Source organism: Kribbella sp. NPDC050820, assembly GCF_040653975.1.
GTDB lineage: Bacteria > Actinomycetota > Actinomycetes > Propionibacteriales > Kribbellaceae > Kribbella.
In genome coordinates this window covers 20286-40698 of the sequence record NZ_JBFAHB010000048.1, presented here as the reverse complement: position 1 = coordinate 40698, position 20413 = coordinate 20286, and the positions used below count along the sequence as shown (strand labels likewise).

At 70.1% G+C, this 20413-nt stretch carries 20 protein-coding genes; 4 read left to right on the top strand and 16 right to left on the bottom strand.

Annotated elements, in window-relative coordinates:
- Nucleotides 1-4: 4 nt before the first annotated feature.
- The 6 genes from AB0H36_RS32015 to AB0H36_RS31990 form a co-directional block, all read right to left on the bottom strand.
- Nucleotides 5-490, bottom strand: a complete 486-nt coding sequence (locus AB0H36_RS32015; protein WP_360532020.1) for an RICIN domain-containing protein — start codon at nt 488-490, stop codon at nt 5-7.
- A gap of 39 nt (nt 491-529) precedes the next feature.
- Nucleotides 530-697, bottom strand: a complete 168-nt coding sequence (locus AB0H36_RS32010) for a hypothetical protein (protein ID WP_360532017.1) — start codon at nt 695-697, stop codon at nt 530-532.
- Nucleotides 661-936, bottom strand: a complete 276-nt coding sequence (locus AB0H36_RS32005) for a hypothetical protein (protein WP_360532014.1) — start codon at nt 934-936, stop codon at nt 661-663. Before AB0H36_RS32005 ends, AB0H36_RS32010 begins: the two co-directional genes overlap by 37 nt.
- Nucleotides 933-1535: a DUF2867 domain-containing protein gene (locus AB0H36_RS32000; protein WP_360532011.1), complete on the bottom strand. Its 603-nt coding sequence runs from the start codon at nt 1533-1535 to the stop codon at nt 933-935. Before AB0H36_RS32000 ends, AB0H36_RS32005 begins: the two co-directional genes overlap by 4 nt.
- Nucleotides 1536-1837: 302 nt before the next feature.
- Nucleotides 1838-3046 carry an acyl-CoA dehydrogenase family protein gene (locus AB0H36_RS31995; protein WP_360532008.1) on the bottom strand — a complete coding sequence of 403 codons (1209 nt, stop codon included), beginning with the start codon at nt 3044-3046 and terminating at the stop codon, nt 1838-1840.
- The gene (locus AB0H36_RS31990; protein WP_360532005.1) at nt 3046-4347 is read right to left on the bottom strand and encodes an acyl-CoA dehydrogenase family protein; all 1302 of its coding nucleotides are present in this window, start codon (nt 4345-4347) and stop codon (nt 3046-3048) included. The genes AB0H36_RS31995 and AB0H36_RS31990 overlap by 1 nt, the downstream gene beginning before the upstream one ends.
- 63 nt (nt 4348-4410) lie before the next feature.
- On the opposite strand from AB0H36_RS31990, the gene AB0H36_RS31985 reads away from it, so the two are divergent.
- Nucleotides 4411-5484 (top strand): methyltransferase domain-containing protein, encoded by a 1074-nt coding sequence (locus AB0H36_RS31985; protein WP_360532002.1) that lies wholly within the window; start codon nt 4411-4413, stop codon nt 5482-5484.
- On the opposite strand, the gene AB0H36_RS31980 is transcribed toward AB0H36_RS31985, so the two are convergent.
- Nucleotides 5420-6661 (bottom strand): alpha/beta hydrolase fold domain-containing protein, encoded by a 1242-nt coding sequence (locus AB0H36_RS31980; RefSeq protein WP_360531999.1) that lies wholly within the window; start codon nt 6659-6661, stop codon nt 5420-5422. The two genes, AB0H36_RS31985 and AB0H36_RS31980, sit on opposite strands and share 65 nt — an antisense overlap.
- Nucleotides 6662-6771: 110 nt before the next feature.
- On the opposite strand from AB0H36_RS31980, the gene AB0H36_RS31975 reads away from it, so the two are divergent.
- Nucleotides 6772-7188, top strand: coding sequence for an alpha/beta hydrolase fold domain-containing protein (locus AB0H36_RS31975; RefSeq protein ID WP_360531996.1), 417 nt, complete (start codon nt 6772-6774; stop codon nt 7186-7188).
- On the top strand, nt 7185-8663 hold the full coding sequence (locus tag AB0H36_RS31970; RefSeq protein WP_360531993.1) for an MFS transporter: 1479 nt from the start codon (nt 7185-7187) through the stop codon (nt 8661-8663). Before AB0H36_RS31975 ends, AB0H36_RS31970 begins: the two co-directional genes overlap by 4 nt.
- A 9-nt stretch (nt 8664-8672) precedes the next feature.
- On the opposite strand, the gene AB0H36_RS31965 is transcribed toward AB0H36_RS31970, so the two are convergent.
- Nucleotides 8673-9923: a DUF6596 domain-containing protein gene (locus AB0H36_RS31965; RefSeq protein WP_360531990.1), complete on the bottom strand. Its 1251-nt coding sequence runs from the start codon at nt 9921-9923 to the stop codon at nt 8673-8675.
- Nucleotides 9923-10570, bottom strand: coding sequence for a TetR/AcrR family transcriptional regulator (locus tag AB0H36_RS31960; RefSeq protein WP_360532118.1), 648 nt, complete (start codon nt 10568-10570; stop codon nt 9923-9925). Before AB0H36_RS31960 ends, AB0H36_RS31965 begins: the two co-directional genes overlap by 1 nt.
- On the opposite strand from AB0H36_RS31960, the gene AB0H36_RS31955 reads away from it, so the two are divergent.
- A complete protein-coding gene (locus AB0H36_RS31955; protein ID WP_360532115.1) occupies nt 10478-12172 on the top strand; it encodes an ABC transporter ATP-binding protein in 1695 nt (564 codons plus the stop codon). The genes AB0H36_RS31960 and AB0H36_RS31955 overlap by 93 nt on opposite strands.
- Here AB0H36_RS31955 and AB0H36_RS31950 read toward each other — a convergent pair.
- The 7 genes from AB0H36_RS31950 to AB0H36_RS31920 are packed head-to-tail and all read right to left on the bottom strand — an operon-like array spanning nt 12163 to nt 20345.
- Entirely contained in the window at nt 12163-12570 is a 408-nt protein-coding gene (locus AB0H36_RS31950; protein ID WP_360531987.1) for a TIGR03668 family PPOX class F420-dependent oxidoreductase, read from the bottom strand. The genes AB0H36_RS31955 and AB0H36_RS31950 overlap by 10 nt on opposite strands.
- Nucleotide 12571: 1 nt before the next feature.
- Nucleotides 12572-14164, bottom strand: a complete 1593-nt coding sequence (locus AB0H36_RS31945) for an NAD(P)/FAD-dependent oxidoreductase (RefSeq protein WP_360531984.1) — start codon at nt 14162-14164, stop codon at nt 12572-12574.
- A 2-nt stretch (nt 14165-14166) separates the two neighbouring features.
- Complete coding sequence (locus AB0H36_RS31940) at nt 14167-14991, bottom strand: CoA ester lyase (RefSeq protein WP_360531981.1); 825 nt, start codon at nt 14989-14991, stop codon at nt 14167-14169.
- Nucleotides 14992-16179 (bottom strand): CoA transferase, encoded by a 1188-nt coding sequence (locus tag AB0H36_RS31935; protein WP_360531978.1) that lies wholly within the window; start codon nt 16177-16179, stop codon nt 14992-14994.
- On the bottom strand, nt 16176-18164 hold the full coding sequence (locus AB0H36_RS31930; protein WP_360531975.1) for an SUMF1/EgtB/PvdO family nonheme iron enzyme: 1989 nt from the start codon (nt 18162-18164) through the stop codon (nt 16176-16178). Before AB0H36_RS31930 ends, AB0H36_RS31935 begins: the two co-directional genes overlap by 4 nt.
- Nucleotides 18161-19063, bottom strand: a complete 903-nt coding sequence (locus tag AB0H36_RS31925) for a ribokinase (protein WP_360531972.1) — start codon at nt 19061-19063, stop codon at nt 18161-18163. The genes AB0H36_RS31930 and AB0H36_RS31925 overlap by 4 nt, the downstream gene beginning before the upstream one ends.
- The gene (locus AB0H36_RS31920; protein ID WP_360531969.1) at nt 19053-20345 is read right to left on the bottom strand and encodes an ADP-ribosylglycohydrolase family protein; all 1293 of its coding nucleotides are present in this window, start codon (nt 20343-20345) and stop codon (nt 19053-19055) included. The genes AB0H36_RS31925 and AB0H36_RS31920 overlap by 11 nt, the downstream gene beginning before the upstream one ends.
- Between the last annotated feature and the right edge of the window lie 68 nt (nt 20346-20413).

The following is a 20413-nucleotide window of genomic DNA, read 5'->3' as shown; positions in this document are numbered from 1 at the left end:
TCATCTACGGGGTTGTCGAGTGCCACTCGTAGTACGACCAGTCGAACGAGCTGTCGCTCTTGTCGCTGTAGACGGCGCCGGCTGTCGGGCTCGTCCGCAGCAGGCTGATCAGATCTCGGTTGATGATGTAGCCGGGGGTTCTCCAGAGCTGGCCGCGTACGTCGTTGTCGGTGCTGCAGCGACTCGTCCACACTGCGTTGACCTGGCTCTTGTAGTCGGTCATGAGGCACTCGCCGGTCGCGCGGTTCTTGAGGCGGTAGTAGCCCTGTTCGTCGCCGCCCGCCCACGTCCACTGCTGATACCAACTGCCGTTACAGGACGAGACGAACACCGTCCCGGTCTTGCCACCCGTCAGACAGGTGCGCGAATGCTCGTTCTTGTACGCGTAGTAGGGAGCTGCCTGAGCCGGTGCCGCAGTGAGTCCCGAGGCGATCGCGACGACTGTTACGGACAGCGCCGACCCGGCGATGCGTCGCAGAGGTTGTGTCATGGCGCCAAACACCTTTCCTGAGTGGACATTTCGTGAGAATCAAGCCGCGCCCAGCACGGCACCGACGAGGTAGAGAAGAGTTGCGAGCGCGAGACCGGTACTTGGCACGCTGAACCAGTAGCGGACGCTGGCGAGGAGCATCGCCAGCAGATAGGCTGCACCGACCACGATCAGGTACGGCGATTCGGACACCATCTCGTCGTGCACGAGGGCGAGATAGCTGTAGTCAGCCCGAAGACCAGCGCGCCGAGGGCATGGCTGGCGTTGAACCCGACCCACAGCCGTAACAGGTTCGTCGCGTCGGACAACGGGACCACGGACACCGAGAGACGCTTGCCCAGATCGTCGTCAGGACTCAGCTTCGGGCTCGCGTACAGCAAGGTCAGATGCGCTCCCCCGAGCAGGGCCACGATGATCGCCGCGACCGCGACGAGTGCCCCACTCACCGGACCGGACTCACAGCGCCTGCGACGCTGCCCCATTCGCGTTCCATCGCGCGCATCAGTGCCGGATAGACGATCCAGTAGCGGAACGGCGCGATGGCGGACATGTACAGGCGACCGAAGAATCCGTTCGGCCGTACCAGCACGGCCATCTGGGCGTGGTACCGACCGTCCCCGTCCGGCACCCACCCGATGTGCATCACCCCATGCATGGTCCGGTTGGCCATCTCTGCCGCCCACTCGTCCTGCAGCTGGTAGAGCGGTGAGAACGACAGCCCGGTGAACTCCGGCCCCGACGGCCCGTCGCGCAGGTCGTCCGGCAGCCGATCGCGCAGGGAGGGAACCCTTGTCGTCAGGCCGTGCTCCGGGTCGTCCCAGCCGAACAGCTCGCCGAGCTTCCAGCGGATCGTCCACAGCGCACGAGCAGGCCAGGCCCAGTTTGCCGACGGGTCGTTCGTGCCCGTGACGTCCGCGACGAAGAGCCGGAGGTCGTCAGGACCACCGGGTGTCGGCAGCCGCCAGACGTCCTCCAGAGTGAAGTCCGGCGTGATCTCGTGGATCCGCCAGGGCCGCGCAGTGTGCTCCGACTTCGGAATCCTCATCTATATCCGCCCAATCCATACGATTGCGTATAGATGGAGCGTAATCCCATCTATACGGCTGCGTACAGATAGCAGTCCTGTGACACCCGTCGCAGGTCCGCGCGGCGTACTCGCGGCCGGCCGAGTCGTGATCTGTGCGATGTGACTTGGCTAGTCACCGGCGTCGACCGACGACTGGAGCGACTTGCCGGGCGGTTGACGGAGCAGTCACGGAGCAGGGCGGATCAGAGCCCGGAAGTCGATAACCTCGACAGCGGTCCCGATCTGCTGTGATAGTCCACTCAGATCCCTTGCAAACAAGGCTATTTCAGCTCAGCAGATGTCTTGCCGAGGAGTCTGCGGGCGACGATGAGCTGCTGGATTTGTTGGGTGCCTTCGAAGATGTCCAAAATTTTGCTGTCTCGGGACCATTTTTCGAGGAGGTGGTGTTCGGAGTAGCCGAGGGGGGCGGTCAGTTCTACGCAGCGGAGGGTGATGTCGTTGGCGGTGCGGCCAGCTTTGGCTTTGGCCATGGAGGCCTGGAGGGAGTTGGGCCGGCCGTTGTCGGCCATCCAGGCGGCCTGGAGGGTGAGGAGGTAGGCGGCTTCCCAATCGGCTTCCAGGGTCAGGTACGTCGCTGCCGCCGCCGGCTGCAGGTGGACGGGGCGGTCGTAGTCGATCTCGACGCCGGCCTCGGACAGCATCGAGCGGGTGAGCTCCAGCGACGCCCGGGCCACGCCGACCGCCATCGCGGCGACGAGTGGGCGGGTGTTGTCGAAGGTCTGCATGACGCCGGCGAAGCCTTTGCCGGTGTCGATGCCGGGCGAGCCGAGCAGGTTGGCCGCGGGCACCCGGCAGTCCTCGAAGCGGATCGTGGCGGTGTCGGAGGCGCGGATGCCGAGCTTGTGCTCGAGGCGTTCGACCGTCATCCCGGGGGTGTCCTTCGGTACGACGAACGACTTGATCGCAGCGCGGCCGAGCGACTTGTCCAGCGTCGCCCACACCACGACCGCGTCGCAGCGGCCGCCGGCGGTGACGAAGATCTTCTCGCCGTTCAGCACGTAGGAGTCGCCGTCGAGCCGCGCCGTGGTCTGGATGTTGGCCGAGTCGGATCCGCAGTCGGGTTCGGTGATCGCCATCCCGGCCCACACGCCCTCGAAGCGCCGGAGCTGCTCGTCCGACGCCACCGACGCGATCGCCGAGTTGCCGAGTCCCTGCCGCGGCATCGACAGCAGCAGCCCGACGTCACCCCAGCACATCTCCATGACCGACAGCACCGACGACATGTTCGACCCGTTCACGACACCGTCGGCCGCCTCGACGGACCGCCGTACGCCGGAGGCCCCGGCGCCCGAACCGGTGCCCGAGGCACCCAATCCGTCGACCACCGCGGCGAGCATGTCCAGCTCGACCGGGTAGGCGTGCTCGGCCAGGTCGTACTTGCGCGAGTTCGGCCGCAGCATCTCGGCCGCGACCTGGTGCGCCTGGTTGACGAAGGCCCTGAACTTGCGAGGGGTTTCGAGGTTGATCATCAGACCAGCACCGCACCTTCCATGACGCCGATGGCCCGGAGGTCGCGGTACCACCGCTCGACCGGGTGCTCCTTCACGAACCCGTGTCCGCCGAGCAGCTGCACGCCGTCCGTCCCGATCTGCATCCCCTTGTCCGTGCACAACCGCCGTGCCAGCGCGACTTCGCGCGCGAAGGGAAGCCCTTGTTCCGCGCGCGATCCGGCCCGGTACGTCACCAGCCGCATGCCCTCCAGCTCGATCCCGATGTTCGCGACCATGAACGCCACCGACTGCCGATGGCTGATCGGCTCACCGAAGGCGACCCGCGAGTTCACGTACGGCGTCACGTAGTCGAGCACCGCCTTCGCCGTACCAAGGGACAACGCACACCACCCGAGTCGCGACAGCCGCACGCACTCGGCGTAGTCCTCCACAGTCCCCAACTGCACAGCCGGCACGTCCTGCAGGATCACCCGACTGAGCGACGCAGCCCGCAACCCCATCGACGGCTCGGCCTCGATCGTCACCCCAGGATGATCGGACTCCACCAGGAACAACGCCGGCCGACCGGACTCCGACGCAGCCGCGATCACGAACAACTCGGCCTCGGCGCCCCGCGGCACCAACGACTTCACCCCGCTCAGCCGCCCACCAGCGAAGGTCGTCTGCAACGAGAACGGATCGAACAGCGGCCGCGGTTCGAGAATCGCCAGCGCGGCCGGCGGCACCGACGACCCGGTGAACGCCGGCAGGTACGTCGCCTGCTGCGTCTCGTCACCCCACAGCGAGATCGCCGTACTCACCGCCGCCGGCGCCAGGCACGCGACGGCCTGACCCATGTCACCGTGGGCCATCGCCTCGGCCACCAGTACGCCGGTCATCGCCGACCGCTCGGTGACGATGCCGCCGAGCTCCTCGGGTACTTCGATCAGGCTCAAGCCGAGGTCCGCGGACGACGAGAGCACCTGGGCGTCGGTCGCGCACGCCGTGTCCGCGGAAGCGGCCGCCGGACGCAGCACCTCGGCCGCGTACTCGCGCACGACCTCGACCACCATCTGCTGGTCCTCGGTCGGCGTCAGGTCGAACCGCCCGGTGCCGCGGGCCGCGGGCAGCCGGGACGGCTTGGCCAGCTTCGACGCCGCGGTGAACCGGCGGGACAACGCGCCAGCCGTCCGGAATCCGGTCTTGGTCGCCTCGAACACCACCCGCTCGGCCGGCTTCCGCAGTCCCAGCCGGTCGACCGCCCGCGAGTTGGCCAGCCGGTTCAGCAGCGCCACCCCGACTCCGATGGCGTCCCGCCGGCTCCTCACCACAAGACTCATACCAGCAACTGTAAACCGAAGTTACAACTCAGGTCACGTGACCCAGGCCACTACGATCCCCTCATGGGTACGACGGACGACAGCCAAGCGCTCGCCGATCGACTGCTCCGCCACGCCGGTGCGGCCCTGGAGATCTACACGGTCTACCTCGGCGAACGCCTCGGCCTGTACCGGTCGCTCGCCGAGCAAGGCCCCGCGACCTCGACCGAGCTGGCCCAACGCACGGGCACCGCGGAGCGCTACATCCGCGAGTGGCTCGAGCACCAGGCCGCCAGCGGACTGCTCGAGGTCGACGACCCGACTGCAGAAGCCGCCGTACGGCGGTTCAGCCTGCCGCCCGCGTTCGTCCCGGTCCTGGCAGATCCGGACGACGTTCGCTACCAGGCGCACCAGGGTGTCGAGATCGCCCGCGCCGGCCGCCGGCTGCCCGAGCTGGTCGAGGCCTTCCGGACGGGCGACGCGCCACCTCCACTCCCCTGGGAGCCGGAAGGTCGAGCGGAGTGGAACCGGCCGCTGTTCCTCAACCTGCTGGCCAAGTCCTGGCTGCCGGCGATCCCCGAGCTCGACCGCAGGCTGCGCTCCGACCCACCGGCCCGGCTGGCCGACGTGGCCTGTGGCACGGGCTGGGCGGCGATCGCCATCGCACAGGCCTATCCCCGCGTCACTGTCGACGGCTACGACCTCGACGAGGACGCCGTCGCCGCCGCGCGCGAAAACGCGGAGGAAGCCGGCGTCGCCGATCGGGTCACGTTCTCGGTAGTCGACGCCGCCAAACTGAAGCAGACGCCCGGCTATGACCTGGTCACGGTCATCGAGGCCCTGCACGACATGTCGCGCCCGGTCGAGGCGCTCCAAGGCGTCCGCGACATGCTGGCCGCCGACGGGACCGTCCTGATCGTCGACGAGCTCGTCGAGGACGAGTTCACCGCCCCGGCCTCGGACATCGAGCGCTACCACTACAGCTGGAGCGTCCTCTCGTGTCTGCCCGACGCGATGGGCGACCCCGAGACCGCGGCAACGGGAGCAGTCATGCGCCCGTCAACGCTGCGCCGCTACGCCACCGACGCCGGCTTCACCGACGTACAGACCCTTCCGATCCAGGACGACTACCTGCGCTTCTATCTGCTGATCCCCTGATCGAGGCGGCGAACTCACCGATCCGCGTCATCGCCTGCTGCGCCTCGGGCAGGAACGACCAGAAGAGCTGGAACACGTGGGTGTCGGCCGGATACAGCTCGGCTACCACGTCGACTCCAGATTTCTCCGCCTGCTCGATCAGCCGGCGCATGTCGTCCCCGACCGGATCGCCGGTGGCCGACTGGACCAGCAACGGCGGCAGGCCGTGCAGGTCGGCGTTCAGAGGGCTCAGCAGCGGATCGTCCAGCGGATGCCCACCGACGTACCAGGAGGTGACGCGCGCCATCGTCTGGAACTGATCCTGCGTGGCAAGCGGTGAGCTGCCGTCCAGGATCGCGGCCACGTTCAGCCCCGGGCACAGCAGTACGGCGCCACCCGGCAGCGGCAGGCCCTGCTCGCGCAGCAGAAGGAGGAGCGACATCACCAGCCCGCCACCCGACGAGTCCCCGGCGACCAGAAGCTCCTCCGGGGCGACTCCTTGCTCCAGCATCCACAGATACGCGTTCCGGGCGTCGTCCACAGCGGCGGGGAAGGGGTGCTCCGGCGCCAGCCGGTAGTCAGGCACGAGTACGCCGGAACTCGTGCTGACCGCCAACGCCCCGGCCAGCGCCCGGTAGCCGTACGCCGATCCGAGCACGAACCCACCACCGTGGAGCAGCAGCACCGACGGCGGACCACCCACCTGCAAGGACGGAACCCCTCCGGCGGTCACCGGCACGACCGGGACGTCGGCCGGCGGCTCCACCTGCGCGAGCATCCCCTCGTACGCCGCCCGCATCCGGCCGACCTCTCCCTCGAAACCCTCCTCCGCCAGCGGCGCCCACATCCGGTTCACCCGGTTGGTCAGCTCGCCACCGACCGAGCGGGTGGTCGCGATCGCGCTGTCCAGGTCGCCGAGCAGGGTCCGGGCCCGGTCGAGGAACGCCTCGCCGGCGAGTGTCAGCTCCACCCGATGCGTCGAGCGCCGGAGCAGATCGCAGCCGAGGAGCCGCTCCAAAGCCCGGATCTGCCGGCTCAACGCGGGCTGCGACAGGTACAGCCGAGTGGCCGCCCGGCCGAAGTTGAGCTCCTCGGCGACCGCGACGAACGACCGCAGGTGCCGGAGCTCGATCGCATCCGGGGTCTGCGGCATCGCCAGTACGTCGGCTGTGTCCTCACCACGCCCGTTGTCGGTCATGACGTTCATTCTGGCCCGGATCGGCGTCGGATGGTGATGCCGATGACGCACCACCGTCATGCACGATCGGCCTTTCCCTCCGGTCCGTCGCCGGTGCCAGCGTGTGAGCCATGACGACCGTACGAAGTGCCGCGGTTCAGCTCCGCGGAAGCAGCGGGCCGATCTGGGCCCGGGTCTACTGGCCCCCGGCGAGCGGCACGAGCCCGCCACTGCTGGTGTTCCTCCCCGGCGCCGGCGATCCCGACCCCGAGTGCCGGCAGCTGTGCCGGCGCGGCGGACTGGTGATCCTCGCCGGCCCGACCAGCCCGCAGTACGACGAAGCCGTCGCCGACGCCAAGGCGATCGTCGGCTGGGCCGCGGACCATGCCGTCGAGCTGCAGGCCGATCCCGCCCGCCTGCTGATCACCGGCACCGGCGACGGCGCCCGGGTCGCGGCGGCGGTGACCCGGCTCGCGGCGGACGAGGGCTGGCCCGACCTGGTGCTGATGCCCGACCTGATCACGACTCTTGAAGGGACGAACCGATGAAGGCGACCAAACGAGAGTGGACGGGCCTGGCGGTCCTCGCGCTCCCGACGCTGTTGCTGTCGCTCGACGTCAGCGTGCTCTACCTGGCCCTGCCCAGTCTGAGCTCCGATCTCGGCGCCGACAGCACCGAGCAGCTGTGGATCCTGGACATCTACTCGTTCCTGCTGGCCGGCTTCCTGGTCACGATGGGAACGCTCGGCGACCGGATCGGTCGGCGGAAGCTGCTGCTGATCGGCGGCGCCGCGTTCACGGTCGCGTCAGTCCTCGCGGCGTACTCGAGCAGCCCCGAGATGCTGATCGCCAGCCGGGCGATGCTCGGGATCGCCGGAGCGACCTTGATGCCGTCGACGATGGCGTTGATCCGCAACATGTTCCACGATCCGGCCCAGCTCGCGCAGGCGATCGGTCTGTGGTTCAGCTGCTTCATGGTCGGCATGCTGATCGGCCCGGTGGTCGGCGGGTTGCTGCTCGAGCGGTTCTGGTGGGGTTCGGCGTTCCTGCTCGGCGTACCGGTGATGCTGCTACTCCTGATCGCGGGTCCGCTGCTGCTTCCGGAGTACCGGGACACCTCGGCGGGCAAGCTCGACCTGCTCAGCGTGGGGTTGTCGCTGGCAACGATCCTGCCGGTCGTCTGGGGACTCAAGGAACTGGCCCGCCACGGCTGGGCGACCGCTCCGCTCGTTGCGATCCTGGCCGGGCTGCTGATCGGCATCGGCTTCATCCGGCGCCAGCAACAGCTGGCGCATCCGTTGCTCGACCTGCGGCTGTTCCGGACGCCGAAGTTCAGCGCCGCCCTCGGCATCTCCGTCGCCGCCGGTGTGGTGATGGCGGGGATCTCGCTCCAGGCTGCGCTCTTCCTGCAGGTCGTCGAGGAGCTGACTCCGTTCCAGGCCGGGCTCTGGCTGCTGCCACAGAGCGTGGCGATGATCTTCGGCCTGTCGCTGGCGCCGCGGATCGCCCAACGGCTGCCGACGTCGACCACGGCCGCGATCGGCCTGGCGATCTCAGCAGCCGGGCTTCTGGTGGTCACCGGCGGTGGGCTGGGCTTCCTGGTCACCGGCCTGACCCTGACCTCGTTCGGCATCGGGATGCCGATGGCTCTCACGATGAACCTCATGCTGGCCGCGGCTCCGCCGGAGCGGGCCGGGTCGGTCGCCTCACTGGCCGAGACCAGCGGCGAAGGCGGTATCGCACTGGGAGTCGCGCTGCTCGGGAGCCTGGGGACGGCCGTCTACCGCAAGCAACTCGACGTGCCGGCGACGTTGCCCGACGACGTCGCCCGGCAGGCAACGGAGAGTGTGGGCGCCGCCCATCAACTCGGTTCCGACCTGGCGGTGGCCGCGAAGGCAGCGTTCGTCAGTGGGCTGAACGTCGTCGCTGTCGTCGGCGCCGTCGCCTTCCTCGCCTGCGCACTCCTGGCCGCGCTCGCCCTGAAGGAAGCTCCGGCCGAAAACAAGGTCACCGAGTCGGTGTGATCCCGCGCGTCAGCCGCCGGTCGTCCCAGACGGGATGCCGGCGGCCTTCGCGTTCAGGTAGCGCTGCTCAGGCAGGCTGGTGGTACGGCGCGCCGCGGCCAGGTAATGCTCCCGCGCCTTCGCCGGCGCCCCCGCCCGTTCGTACAGATGCGCCCGGACAGCGTCCAGCCGGTGGGTCTCGGTCACGTTCTTGTCGTCGTCGAGAGTTGCCAGCAGGTCGAGACCGGCCTGCGGACCTTCGACCTGAGCGAGGGCGATCGCGCGGTTCAGCGTGACCATCGGGTTCGGCGCGAGCTTCTCCAGCAGCACGTACAGCCCGAGGATCTCCCGCCAGTCCGTCTCCTCGGTGCTCGGCGCCTCCGCATGGACCGCCGCGATCGCCGCCTGCACCTGGTACGGCCCGACCTCACCCCGAGCCAGCGTCTCCAGGATCAGCGCGACACCTTCCTCGATCTGCTTGCGGTCCCACCGGCTCCGGTCCTGCTCGTCGATCGGGACCAGGCCGCCGTCGGCCGTCGTCCGCGCCGTACGACGGGAATCCGTCAGCAGCATCAACGCGAGCAGGCCCGCCACCTCGCCGTCGCCGGGCAGCGAGTCGTGCAGCATCCGGGTCAGCCGGATCGCCTCGGCGGTCAGCTCGACCCGCTGCAACGCCTCCCCCGAGCTGGCCGTGTAGCCCTCGTTGAAGATCAGGTACAACACCTGCAGGACGACACGCAGCCGGTCGGCCCGCTCCTCCTCCGGCGGCATCGCGAACCGGCTGCCGGCCGCCTTGATGCTCTTCTTCGCCCGGCTGATCCGCGGCGCCATCGTTGCCTCCGGCACCATGAACGCGCGGGCGATCTCGGCCGTGGTCAGACCGCCGACCGCACGCAGCGTCAGCGCGACCTGCGACGCCGGTGTGACAGCGGGATGGCAGCACAGGAAGAGCAGGGTGAGGGTGTCGTCGGCGTCCGGTGGGGCGTCCACATCGGCGCCTGGGGCAACGAGTTCCTCCGGCCCGGCCATCGCCGCTACGGTGTCCTCCCGGCGCCGCCGCGCGTTCTCGCTGCGGAACTGGTCGGTCAGCCGCCGGGTCGCGACCGTGATCAGCCAGCCCCGCGGATTCGCCGGCACCCCGTCCACCGGCCACTGCGTCGCCGCCGCCAGCAAAGCCTCCTGTACGGCGTCCTCGCACAGGTCGAACTGCCCATGCCGCCGAGCCAGGAACCCCAGCACCTGCGGCGCCAACTCCCGCAGTACCCCTTCCACACCACCCATCACGCCTCCACCCTAGGTGAGTCCCCACTCAGTCGTGGAAAACGGCGCAGATCCGGCCCGATCACCAACCGAAATCGACAACTCAACGGTCGGCCGGAGGGCGGGAGGGCGGCGAGGATGCCGGATTCGAGGGTTTGGAGGACGGTGGCGGGGGCGGTGAAGCGGGTCAGGTCGCCTTCGGTGATGCCTTCCCAGCCGATGTAGACCATCCACCAGATCATCCGGCTGATCCAGGCCGGCGGCAGCGACGGCGCAAAGACTCCGTCCGCCTGCCCCCGGGCGATGAGCTGGTCGATCGGCTTGCCGACCTGGTCAAGCCGGGTGAAGAAGTCCTGCACCCACTGCGCCGCTTCCGGATAGGTGGTGTTGAAGCTCGGCTCGTTGTACAGGAAGAACAGCCGCGGGCCGAGGTCGAACCACCCGGTCATCAGGCGCTGCAGCGCCTCCCTGGCCGGCCCCTGGTCGAGCTGGGCCTCCTGGATGGTCCGCTCGGTCTGCTCCAGGACGTCCTCGGCGAGTGCCCGGATCAGCGCCTCGCGGTCCGGGAAGTACCGGTGCAGGGTGCTGCGCGCGACCTGCGCCTCGGTCGCGATGTCGCCCAGCGAGGCGGTCCGCCGCTTGGCGAACACCACCACCGCAGCCTCCAGGATCGCCCGGTCCTGGACGGCCTGGCCGCGTCGACACCGATCACGTCGGCCGTGATGCTGCTCGTCGTACTGCTGGTGGTCAGCTCCGGGCTCGGCCTGGTGCAGTGGATCCTGCTCGGCAAGATGGGCGAGCGGGTCGTGCTCGACGCGCGGAGCTCGATGGTGCGGCGCCTGTTCCGGGTGCGCGTGGGTGAGCTCGCGGGCCGCTCCCCCGGCGAGCTCGCCACTCGGGTCACGTCCGACACCGTGCTGCTCCGCGAGGCCGCCGCATCGAGTCTGGTGCAGCTGGTCAACGGCGTGATCTCGCTGGTCGGCGCGCTGGTGCTGATGGCGATGCTCGACGGCGTGCTGCTGCTCACGACACTGGGCGCGCTGGCCGCGGTCGGGATCATCGTTGCGTTGCTGATGCCGCCGATGGCGAAGGCCCAGGAGCAGGCGCAAGGTGCGGTCGGCCGGCTGGGCGGCTCACTGGAAGGTGCGCTGCGGGCGATCCGGACGGTCAAGGCCAGCCGGGCCGAAGCGCGGGAGAGCGACCGGGTCATCTCCGAGGCGACCGAATCGGCGCGGCAGAGCGTCCGCGCGGTCCGCTATGAAGCCGTCGCCTGGACCGCGGCCGGCTTCGGGATCGGGTCCGCGACCCTGCTCATCCTCGGCATCGGCGCCTGGCGAGTCAGCGAGAACCTGCTGACTGTTTCGGCCCTGGTCGCGTTCCTGCTGTACGCCTTCCAGCTGATGGAGCCGGTGGGCACCCTCACGCAGACTGTCAGTGGTCTGCAGTCCGGAGTCGCGGCCGCGATGCGGATCCGCGAGGTCGACGCCTTCGAGCTCGAGCCCGCCGACACCAATCCCGGCCGTACGACGAACGTGCCGTCAGCGCTCACGTTCGAGAACGTCACCGCCCGCTACGCGCCCGGCGCGGCACCGGCGTTGCAGGACGTCAGCCTCACCATCCCCCGCCGCGGCCACACCGCGATCGTCGGTCCGTCCGGAGCCGGCAAGACCACGATGTTCTCGCTCCTGCTCAGGTTCCTGAACCCGGACTCCGGCCGCCTGGTGCTGGACGGCGTACCGCTGCCGGAGTGGTCGCTGGAGGACCTGCGCCGCCGGATCGTGTACGTCGAGCAGGACACGCCCCTGGTTCCCGGCACCCTTCGGGAGAACCTGCTCTACACCCACGAGGACGCCGGCGAGCCCGCGCTCTGGGAGGCGCTCCGGGCAGTCCGCCTGGAGGACCGGGTTCGCGAGCTACCGGACGGCCTCGACACGGTGTTGTCCACCGCGGCCATCTCCGGCTGCGAGCGGCAGCGCATCGCCCTGGCCCGGGCGCTGGTCAGCGACCCCGAGATCCTGCTGCTCGACGAGGCGACCGCTCAGCTCGATGGCCTGACCGAGGCCGCCGTCCACGAGGTGATCGCCCGGATCGCCGGGACCGGCGCCGTCCTCACGATCGCCCACCGGCTGTCCACGGTCATCGACGCCGACCAGATCGTCGTTCTCGAGTCCGGCCGGGTCCGCGCCCGCGGCACCCACCAGGAGTTGCTCGCGACCGACGACCTCTACCGCGACCTGGTCGCCGCCCTCCGGATCGCAACTCAGGTGTAGGACCAGCCCGACCAGTTCTGCACCTGTACGGCGATCACCGGCCCGCGCGGCGGCTCGGCGTCGTACTGCGGGTACTTCGCCTGCAGCAACTGCACCGCCGCCGGCAAGGAAGGCAGCACCCGCGCGACGCCGTCGAGCCGGACCCACCACAGGTGCGTCCAGTCCTCGTCGTACTCGTCGACGAGGACCGCGACCCGGTCGTTCTCCGCGATGTTCCGCAGCCGCCTCAAGTCTGTCGTCGTCTTCGGCTTGTGGTCGATCGCGATGTACACCTCGTCCCCGTGCACCGCATAAGTCACTGGTACGACGTGCGGCCGCAAGTCAGCGCCTACGGTCGCCAGCCGCCCCACCCGCGCCGCCGCAACCCGGGCCCTGCAGTTGGCTTCGTCGAGTCGCACGTCACTGTTGGAGTCGTCGGAGTGCGGCCGTCGGGAGGGTGCGGGTCAGCGGGCCGAGGACAGAGGCGTCGCGGAGCGCGGTCCGGGCCGCCAGGTGACCGCAGGCGCCGTGGACGCCGCCGCCGGGGTGGACCGCCGAGCTGCCGAGGTAGAGCCCGGAGACGAACGTCCGCGGACTTCCCAGCCCGATGGTCGGCCGGAAGATCAGCTGCTGCTGGAGTTGCATGGTGCCGCCGCCCACCGCACCGAGCCCGAGCGCGGCGTTGCCGGCTTCGAGGGCGCTCGGGATCTGCACGTCCCGGTCGATGATCAGCTCGCCGAACCCGGGAGCGAAGCGCTCGATCGCCCGCTCCATCCGGTTCGCCAGTTTCGCCGCGGACTCGTCGTCCGCCACCCTGCGGGGCAGGTGCGCGTAGGCCCAGACCGCCTCGGTGCCCTCCGGTGACCGCGACGGGTCCGCCTTGGTGGTCTGCCCGATCAGCAGGAACGGCGTCGACGGGAGCCGGCCGGTGTCGAGGTCGGCGGACAGGTGGACGAGGTCGTCGGCGGTGCCGCCGAGGTGCACCACGCCGGCGGACCGCGCCTCCGGCGAGCGCCACGGGATCGGCCCGCTCAGCCGGAAGTTCAGCTTCACCGTCGGGTAGTCCCACTCGAACCGCTCGTCCAGGTCCCGCCGCAACCCCGCCGGAATCGTTGCGCTTGGCAACAACGAGTCGTAGAGCGTGGGCGCGGACGTGTCCGCGATCACCGCCCGGTTGACGACGACGGTCTCCCCGGACGCCGTCCGTACGCCGGTCACCCGCCCGGACGACACCTCGATCGCGGACACCGGCGTCCCGCGAACGAGCAACGCACCGGCTCGTTCGGCCCGCCGGACCAGCGCGCCCGACAGCGAGCTCGATCCACCGGCCGCGACCGGGTAGCCGACATCCTGCGCGAGCATGACGAGCAACCAGCCCATAGTGCCGCTGACGGCGCCGGACAGCGGGGCGTCGGCGTGCAGCGAGTTGCCGGCGATCAGGGCCGGGCCGCGCGATCCCTCGAACAGCTCCTGGCCCATCCGGTGCATCGGCATCGCCATGAACCGCGCGAAGCGCAGCAACTCCCCCACCGACCCGAGCTTGCGGGCCAGCTTGATCCCCGGCACGATCGGCGGCCAGGTGGTGAGCAGCGACTTCAGCAGCGGCTCGCGGATCGTGACGTACTGCTGGTAGAGCCGCAGCCACGCGTCGCCGTCACCCGGGTGGTCGACACCGATCGACTTGGCCGTGTCCTCCGGGTCCGGGTGGATCGCGACCGCGGCGCCGTCCTCGTCGAGCAGGTGCACGAGGGGCAGCGGCGCGTGCGCCCAGCGCAGACCGTGCTTCTCCAGCTCCAGCGCGCGCAGCACCGGTGAGGCCACGCCCAGGGGGTAGTTCGAGCTGAAACGATCACTGATCCAGCCGTCACTCTCGGTCGACCGGACCGCGCCGCCGAAGGTCTCCTCGGCCTCCAGCACCAGCACGTCCCAGCCCGCGTCGGCGAGGGCGATCGCGCTCACCAGCCCGTTCGGCCCCGACCCGATCACCACGGCATCAACACTGCGCGGCAGCATGCCTACGACCTTAGCTCGATCTCTCGCATCAGGGTGCTCACTTCGCGGGCGCGCCCCACCATGGCGGGGTCGACCATCCGGCCGTCGGGCAGGACGATCACGCCGCCCGCCGACACGCCGGCCTTCTCGACGGCGGCGAGCAGGGCCTCGGCCTCGGCCACCTGTACGGCGGTGGGCGTGAAGCACTCGACGATCGTCGCGAGCTGCCGCGGATGGATCGCCGTACGCCCGACGAAACCGAGCGCACGACCCTCCAGCGACGTCTCCCGGAGGCCGTCGAGATCGTGCACGTGCGGGTAGACCGACATCATCGGCGCCCCCAGCCCGGCGGCCCGGGAGGCGGCAACCAGCCGGCCGCGCGCCCACGCCAGACCGGCGGGGCCGTCCACGCCGAGCGAGCTCTGCAGATCCGCCTCACCCAGCGCGATCGCGGTCACCCGCGAGTCGGCCGACGCGATCTCGAACGCCTTCTCCAGGCCCAGCGGCGACTCGATCAGCGCCGTAATCCTTGCCGACGGCACCTGCTCCAGCACGGCGTGCACATCGGCCGCGCTCTCCACCTTCGGCAGCCGGATCCGGATCCGCGGTACGGCGGCCACCGCGGCCAGGTCGTCCTCGATCCACGGCGTGCCCGGCGCGTTGACCCGCACCTCGACCGATCCCGAGGCGTTGGCAGCGATCCAGGCCACCGCCCAGCCGCGTGCGGCCGCCTTGTCGTCGACCGGTACGGCGTCCTCCAGGTCGAACACGACCACATCCGCTCCCGCGGCGACCGCCTTCGCGAAGCGGTCCGGCCGGTTCGCCGGGACGTACAGCGCTGTGAGCACTCAGACCACGCCGGCTTCGCGCAGGGCGGCCAGTTGGGCAGGCGTCACCCCGATCTCGGCGAGCACCTCGTCGGTGTTCGCGCCGTGCGGCCGGCCGGCCCACCGGATCGACCCCGGCGACTCCGACAGCCGGAACAACACGTTCTGCATCTGCACCGGACCCCCCAGTTCCTCGTCGTCCACGGCAACGATCGTCTGCAGCGCGGCGTACTGCGGATCGGCCATGATCCCGCGGATGTCGTGCACCGGCCCGATCGCGGCCTCCGCCTTCTCGAACTCCGCCATCACCACGTCCAGCGGCCGCTCGGCGATCCACGACCCGACCGCGTCGTCCAGCTCGTCCGCGTGCTGCGCCCGCTCGCGCCCGGTGGCGAACCACGGCTGCGCGACCAGATCCGGCCGGCCGACCAGCGTCACCACCCGCTCGGCGATGCTCTGCGAGCTGGTCGACACCGCGACCCACCGGCCGTCCGCGGTCCGGTAGACGTTGCGCGGCGCGTTGTTCGACGACCGGTTCCCCAGCCGCGGCTGCACGTACCCGGTCTGCTGGTACGCCGTGATCCCGCCGCCGAGCATCATCAGGATCGGCTCGATGATCGCCATGTCGATCACCTGCCCCTGACCGGACCGGTCCCGCTCGCGCAGCGCGACCATCACCGCGTACGCCGTCGCCAGCGCCGTGATCCCGTCCGCGAGCCCGAACGGCGGCAGCGTCGGCGGCCCGTCCGGCTCACCCGTCACCGCCGCGAACCCGCTCATCGCCTCGGCCAGCGATCCGAACCCGGGCCGGCCCGACCACGGCCCGACCTGCCCGAACGCCGTCACCCGCGCGATCACCAGCCGCGGGTTCGCCGCCAGCAGCACGTCCGGGCCCAGCCCCCAGCGCTCCAACGTCCCGGGCCGGAAGTTCTCGATCAGTACGTCGTTCTCCCGCACCAGATCGAGGAACACGTCGCGACCGCGGGACAGGTCGAGCGTCGCCAGCCGCTTGTTCCGGCCGAGCGTCTTGAACCACAACCCGACGCCGTCCTTCGACGCGCCGTGCGTCCGCGCCGCATCCGGCCGCGCCGGATGCTCGATCTTCGTGACGTCGGCCCCGAAGTCCCCCAGGTACGTCGCCGCCAGCGGCCCCGCAAACAGCGTCGCCGCCTCCAGCACCTTCACACCCTCAAGCGGAACAGTCCTCATCCTGCAATCCTGAAGCCGATGGTTTCGGAGCGGTCCAGGCCGGCGCCGGTGAGGACGAGTTTGAAGCTGACCTCGGGGGGCTGTGGGCCGCCGTCGGCGTACCAGTCGGAGCCCTCGGCAACGTAGTGCGACCCGCCCTTGAGGATGCAGAACCGGCTGCGGCCGTCCCGGTGCTCGCTCTCGGTCAGGTTCCACACCAGCGGCTCGACCCGGGTGAACCCGTCCAGTCCGGCGGCGACCTGCCACTCGTCTTCGGTCGGCAACCGTCCGCCGCGCCAGTCCGCGTACGCGCGCGCATCCGGCAGGTCGACGTACGTGACCGGCTGCGCCTCGGTCCCCGGCACCGGTGCCCCGTCCACCCAGTGCTTCAGGAAACGGTTCGGGATCCGCGGCCGGTAGCCGGTCGCGGCCAGGAACTCGGCGAAGTCGACGTTGGTCACCTCGGACACCGCGACCGAGATCCCGCTCAGCGACACCGAGCGGCTCACGGTCTGGATGTCATGCAGACGTGGCGGCAGCGGCTTCCACTCCTCCACGTACGGGGCTTGGTCGTACAGCCCGGTCTCCCGGCGCCGATGCCGGACGACCAACTCCCGCTCCCCCGCCGGTACGACGACCGCCGGGCCGATGTCGGCGTTGCCCGAGACCTCCGGGACCGGCTGCCGCTCGGCCGGCGCCATCGGGAACGCGGAGTCCTTGACATGCGGCCGCGGCAGCGTGCCCAGCCGTCGGGCCGTGGCCCGGCAACTCGATCCCGCGGTCGCGCCGACCCGGACGATGCCGGTGACACCACGCCCCGGCACGACCAAGTGGACACCGTCGTCGTCGGCGGTGATCGGCACGCCGGACGTCACGTCGTACCAGTCGCCGACCTGGTCCTCCGAGCGCAGCACGATGCCCTCGAAGTCCTCCTCGTCGCGGTTGATCAGCGTCCAGAAGGTGATGTCGGCCAGGTCCCAGCGGGAACCGTAGATGCCGTGGTCCCGCGCCTTGTCCGGGACCTCCGGCGTCAGCTGGATCCAGTCGCCGTTCAGCAGCACCGGCGCGAACGCGCGCTGCGCCGCGACCATCCGGCGCAGGGTCGCCCGGTCGCGCGCGCTCCAGCCGACCCAGGCCGAGAACACCGACTCCCAGACCAGCATGCCGACGCCGTTCACCCAGGCTGACTGCAACTCGTCGCTGTGGTCGCGGTTCCAGCGGCGGGTGTGGTGCATCATGTGCCGGCGCTCGAACAGGTGTGCCCGCAGCACGCCGGGTGCCCGGGTGTCGGCGAACCACTGCGCCCAGGACAGCGCGTGGTCCCCGATCCTTGCCATCGGCAACCGGGACTCGCCCTCCAGGGCGATCGACGGGTTCGCCTTGCGCAGCGCGCGGGTGAGCTTCGGGTCGCCCTCCTTCAGCGTGTCCAGGAAGACGCCGTCGACCGCGTACTCGGTCACTAGTGCGGCGAACTCGTCGGCGTCGGGGCGCGCGGCCCGGCGGGTGCCGACGTCCCACGGGTTGTAGTCGAAGAACACCTTCAGCCCGAGCCGGTGCAGGTCGTCGACCAGCTCGCGCAGCTTCGGCACGTCGCGGTAGAAGTCGAACTGGTTGCGCGAGTCGATCCCGATCACCGGGTAGGCGTGCCACAGCACGATCGCGTCGTACCCGCCGAAGTCGTCGACGCCGTGCTGGACGAACTTCTCCGGGGTGAACTTCCCGGTCCGGACGTCGTACAGCTGGTCGTCCCAGAGCCAGACGAGCGCCACCGAGTACGCCGTCTGGGTCCACTCCCGGCCCGGCACCTCGTAGTGGGTGCCGTCGTACGGCGTCCGGTCGTAGGCGCCGATCAACCACTCGGCGAGCTTGCCGCGCCACCGCGGCAGGTCGGCCGGGTCCTCCGGCGCGCCGAGGATCTTGGCGTCGTCGAGGTAGGCCAGGTCGGCCCGGAGCCCCAGATCGACCCTGCCGGGCAGATCGATGGGCCGCGGCTCGAGCGGATTCACAGGTACACCTCCGCATAACGCGCGTCGATTGCATCCCCGTGCGGCACCGAGGAAATAGCCCCCGCGGCCTGAACACTCAGTGAAGCAGCAACGTTAGCGCGTCGGACAGCATTCGTCAGGTCGCTTGCCGTGATCGCATCGGTGGTTGACACGGCAGCCAATGCTGCCGCCAGCACACCGCAGAACGTGTCCCCCGCGGCCGTGGTGTCGACCACGTCCACGGGCACCCCGGGGACGGCGATCTCGTCGGCGCCACGGGTCAGGATCACCGCGCCGGCGCCGCCCAGCGTGACCACCGCGGCCGGCACCCGCTTGAGCAGCGCGGACCGGTCGGAGCCGGCGATCAGCTCGGCCTCGGTCTCGTTCACCACCAGCAGGTCGACCTCGGCGAGTAACTCGTCGGACAGCTCGGCCGCCGGGGCGGCGTTGAGAACGAAGTACGAGCTCGCCGCGGCCGCCGCCTGCACGGTCGGGAACGGGATCTCCAGTTGGGAAAGGACGATTTTCGCTCCGCTCACCGCCCGGCTCGCTGCCTCGGACAGCGTCAACTCGCCGTTCGCGCCCGGCGCGACCACGATCGAGTTCTCCCCGGAGTCGTCGACCGTGATGATCGCCGTCCCGGTCGGAGTGGCTTCCAACGCCGAGACCAGAGCGAGGTCGACACCGGAGGCGGACAGCGCTTCGCGGAGGAGCTCACCCGCGTCATCGACACCGAGTGAGGCAACGATTGCAGTATGTGCACCCGCCCGCGCGGCCGCGACGGCCTGGTTCGCCCCCTTGCCGCCCGGGCCACGGGTCATCTCCCCGGCGAGGACGGTTTCGCCGGGACGTGGAATCCGCCGGACCGGCAGCACCAGATCCACGTTCGCGCTACCTACGACGACAACGTCAGGCTCCACCCCGCGACACCTCCACAGTCCTCGCAGCCAGCTCGTCGATCGCGATCTGGTTCATTCCCGGCAGGCTTGTGGCCACCCGGTTGTCCAGTGGTGCAGACCACTCTGCCGTAACCCCGCGGACAGCGCCAAACACCGCACCGACCGTGGCGCCGACCGAGTCGGTGTCCCACCCACCCATCACCGCACGGCCCACAGCGTCGCCGAAGTCGGCGGCGGTCAGCGCGTACGCCGTCAGCGCCGTGTTGTTCACCGCGTGCACCCAGTGCAGGTCGCCGTACTCGCCGTGCAGAGCGTCGAGCGCTTCGTCCAGGCCGGTGTCCGCGAGCTCCAGCCCGAAGCGGACAGCTTGTGCGATTGCGCCGTCCTTGGCCACGACGTCGAGCCCGGCGACGGCCACCTCGCGCGGGTCGTCCAGGACCATCGCGGCTGCCGACATCGCGGCGACCCACAACGCGCCGTCGACCCCTGCGCCGGTGTGGCTCAACCGGGCGTCCACGAGCGCGAGCCGGGCGGCCGCCGTCCGGTCGCCCGGGTGCGCCCAGCCGTAGGCGTCGGTCCGGATCTGGGCGCCGATCCACTCCCGGAACGGGTTGCCGACCACCGCCGCCCGTGCGGGCTCGACCCCTTCGAGAAGGTTGCGGTAGGCAACGCGCTCGGCGGTGAACACCCGGCCCGCGGGCAGGTCGTTCAACCACGCCAGCGCGACGTCCTCCGTGGTCAGCGCGGAGCCGTGCCGCTCCAGCAGCTGGAGGGCGAGGATGGCGAAGTTGAGGTCGTCGTCCTCGGGCATCCCGTCGATGTTCTCGCGCAGGCTGGTCGGCATCGAGCGCTTGTTCCACGGCCAGCGCCGCTGCACCTCGTCCGGCACACCGATCGCGGTGATGTACTGCGTGAGCGGCCACTGGCCCGACGTCTCGAGGATCTCCCGGATCCCCTCCCGCGGGATCTTCTCGACCACCTTGCCGAGCAGGTTCCCGGCGGCGCGGCCGAGCCACGCGTTCAGGACCCGCGACTCGTCCGGCGTGCCGAGCACGGGCAGGTCGGGGACGTCCGGCTCCGGCCAGCCGGTCCACCGGCGGTCGAGCTCGTCCATCAGCTCACGAGCCAGCGACCGGAGCTCCGGCGAGGCGGGCGCGTCCGAGGCACCCGAGGCCGGGGCGTCCGTGCTCCCGCCGGCCGCGAGCCAGCGCTCCTCGACGTCGGTGACGTCGACCCCCTCGGATCTCGATTGGACCAGTTGATGCGGCAGCAGGTCTTCGGGCTGCACCCAGGTCAGTCTCATCGGGCTACTTCCTTCCCCTGTTGCAGCAGGCGAAACGCACCGCTGGTTCGCCGTCTCACGACTGCCTG

What these genes read in the sequence shown, in the direction of transcription:
- AB0H36_RS31945 (WP_360531984.1), bottom strand. Translation starts at nt 14,164, where the DNA reads ATGCTGCCGCGCAGTGTTGATGCCGTGGTGATCGGGTCGGGGCCGAAC.
- AB0H36_RS32000 (WP_360532011.1), bottom strand. Translation starts at nt 1,535, where the DNA reads ATGAGGATTCCGAAGTCGGAGCACACTGCGCGGCCCTGGCGGATCCAC.
- AB0H36_RS31995 (WP_360532008.1), bottom strand. Translation starts at nt 3,046, where the DNA reads ATGATCAACCTCGAAACCCCTCGCAAGTTCAGGGCCTTCGTCAACCAG.
- AB0H36_RS31970 (WP_360531993.1), top strand. Translation starts at nt 7,185, where the DNA reads ATGAAGGCGACCAAACGAGAGTGGACGGGCCTGGCGGTCCTCGCGCTC.
- AB0H36_RS31965 (WP_360531990.1), bottom strand. Translation starts at nt 9,923, where the DNA reads ATGGGTGGTGTGGAAGGGGTACTGCGGGAGTTGGCGCCGCAGGTGCTG.
- AB0H36_RS31990 (WP_360532005.1), bottom strand. Translation starts at nt 4,347, where the DNA reads ATGAGTCTTGTGGTGAGGAGCCGGCGGGACGCCATCGGAGTCGGGGTG.
- AB0H36_RS31975 (WP_360531996.1), top strand. Translation starts at nt 6,772, where the DNA reads ATGACGACCGTACGAAGTGCCGCGGTTCAGCTCCGCGGAAGCAGCGGG.
- AB0H36_RS31935 (WP_360531978.1), bottom strand. Translation starts at nt 16,179, where the DNA reads ATGAGGACTGTTCCGCTTGAGGGTGTGAAGGTGCTGGAGGCGGCGACG.
- AB0H36_RS31985 (WP_360532002.1), top strand. Translation starts at nt 4,411, where the DNA reads ATGGGTACGACGGACGACAGCCAAGCGCTCGCCGATCGACTGCTCCGC.
- AB0H36_RS31920 (WP_360531969.1), bottom strand. Translation starts at nt 20,345, where the DNA reads ATGAGACTGACCTGGGTGCAGCCCGAAGACCTGCTGCCGCATCAACTG.
- AB0H36_RS31980 (WP_360531999.1), bottom strand. Translation starts at nt 6,661, where the DNA reads ATGACCGACAACGGGCGTGGTGAGGACACAGCCGACGTACTGGCGATG.
- AB0H36_RS32015 (WP_360532020.1), bottom strand. Translation starts at nt 490, where the DNA reads ATGACACAACCTCTGCGACGCATCGCCGGGTCGGCGCTGTCCGTAACA.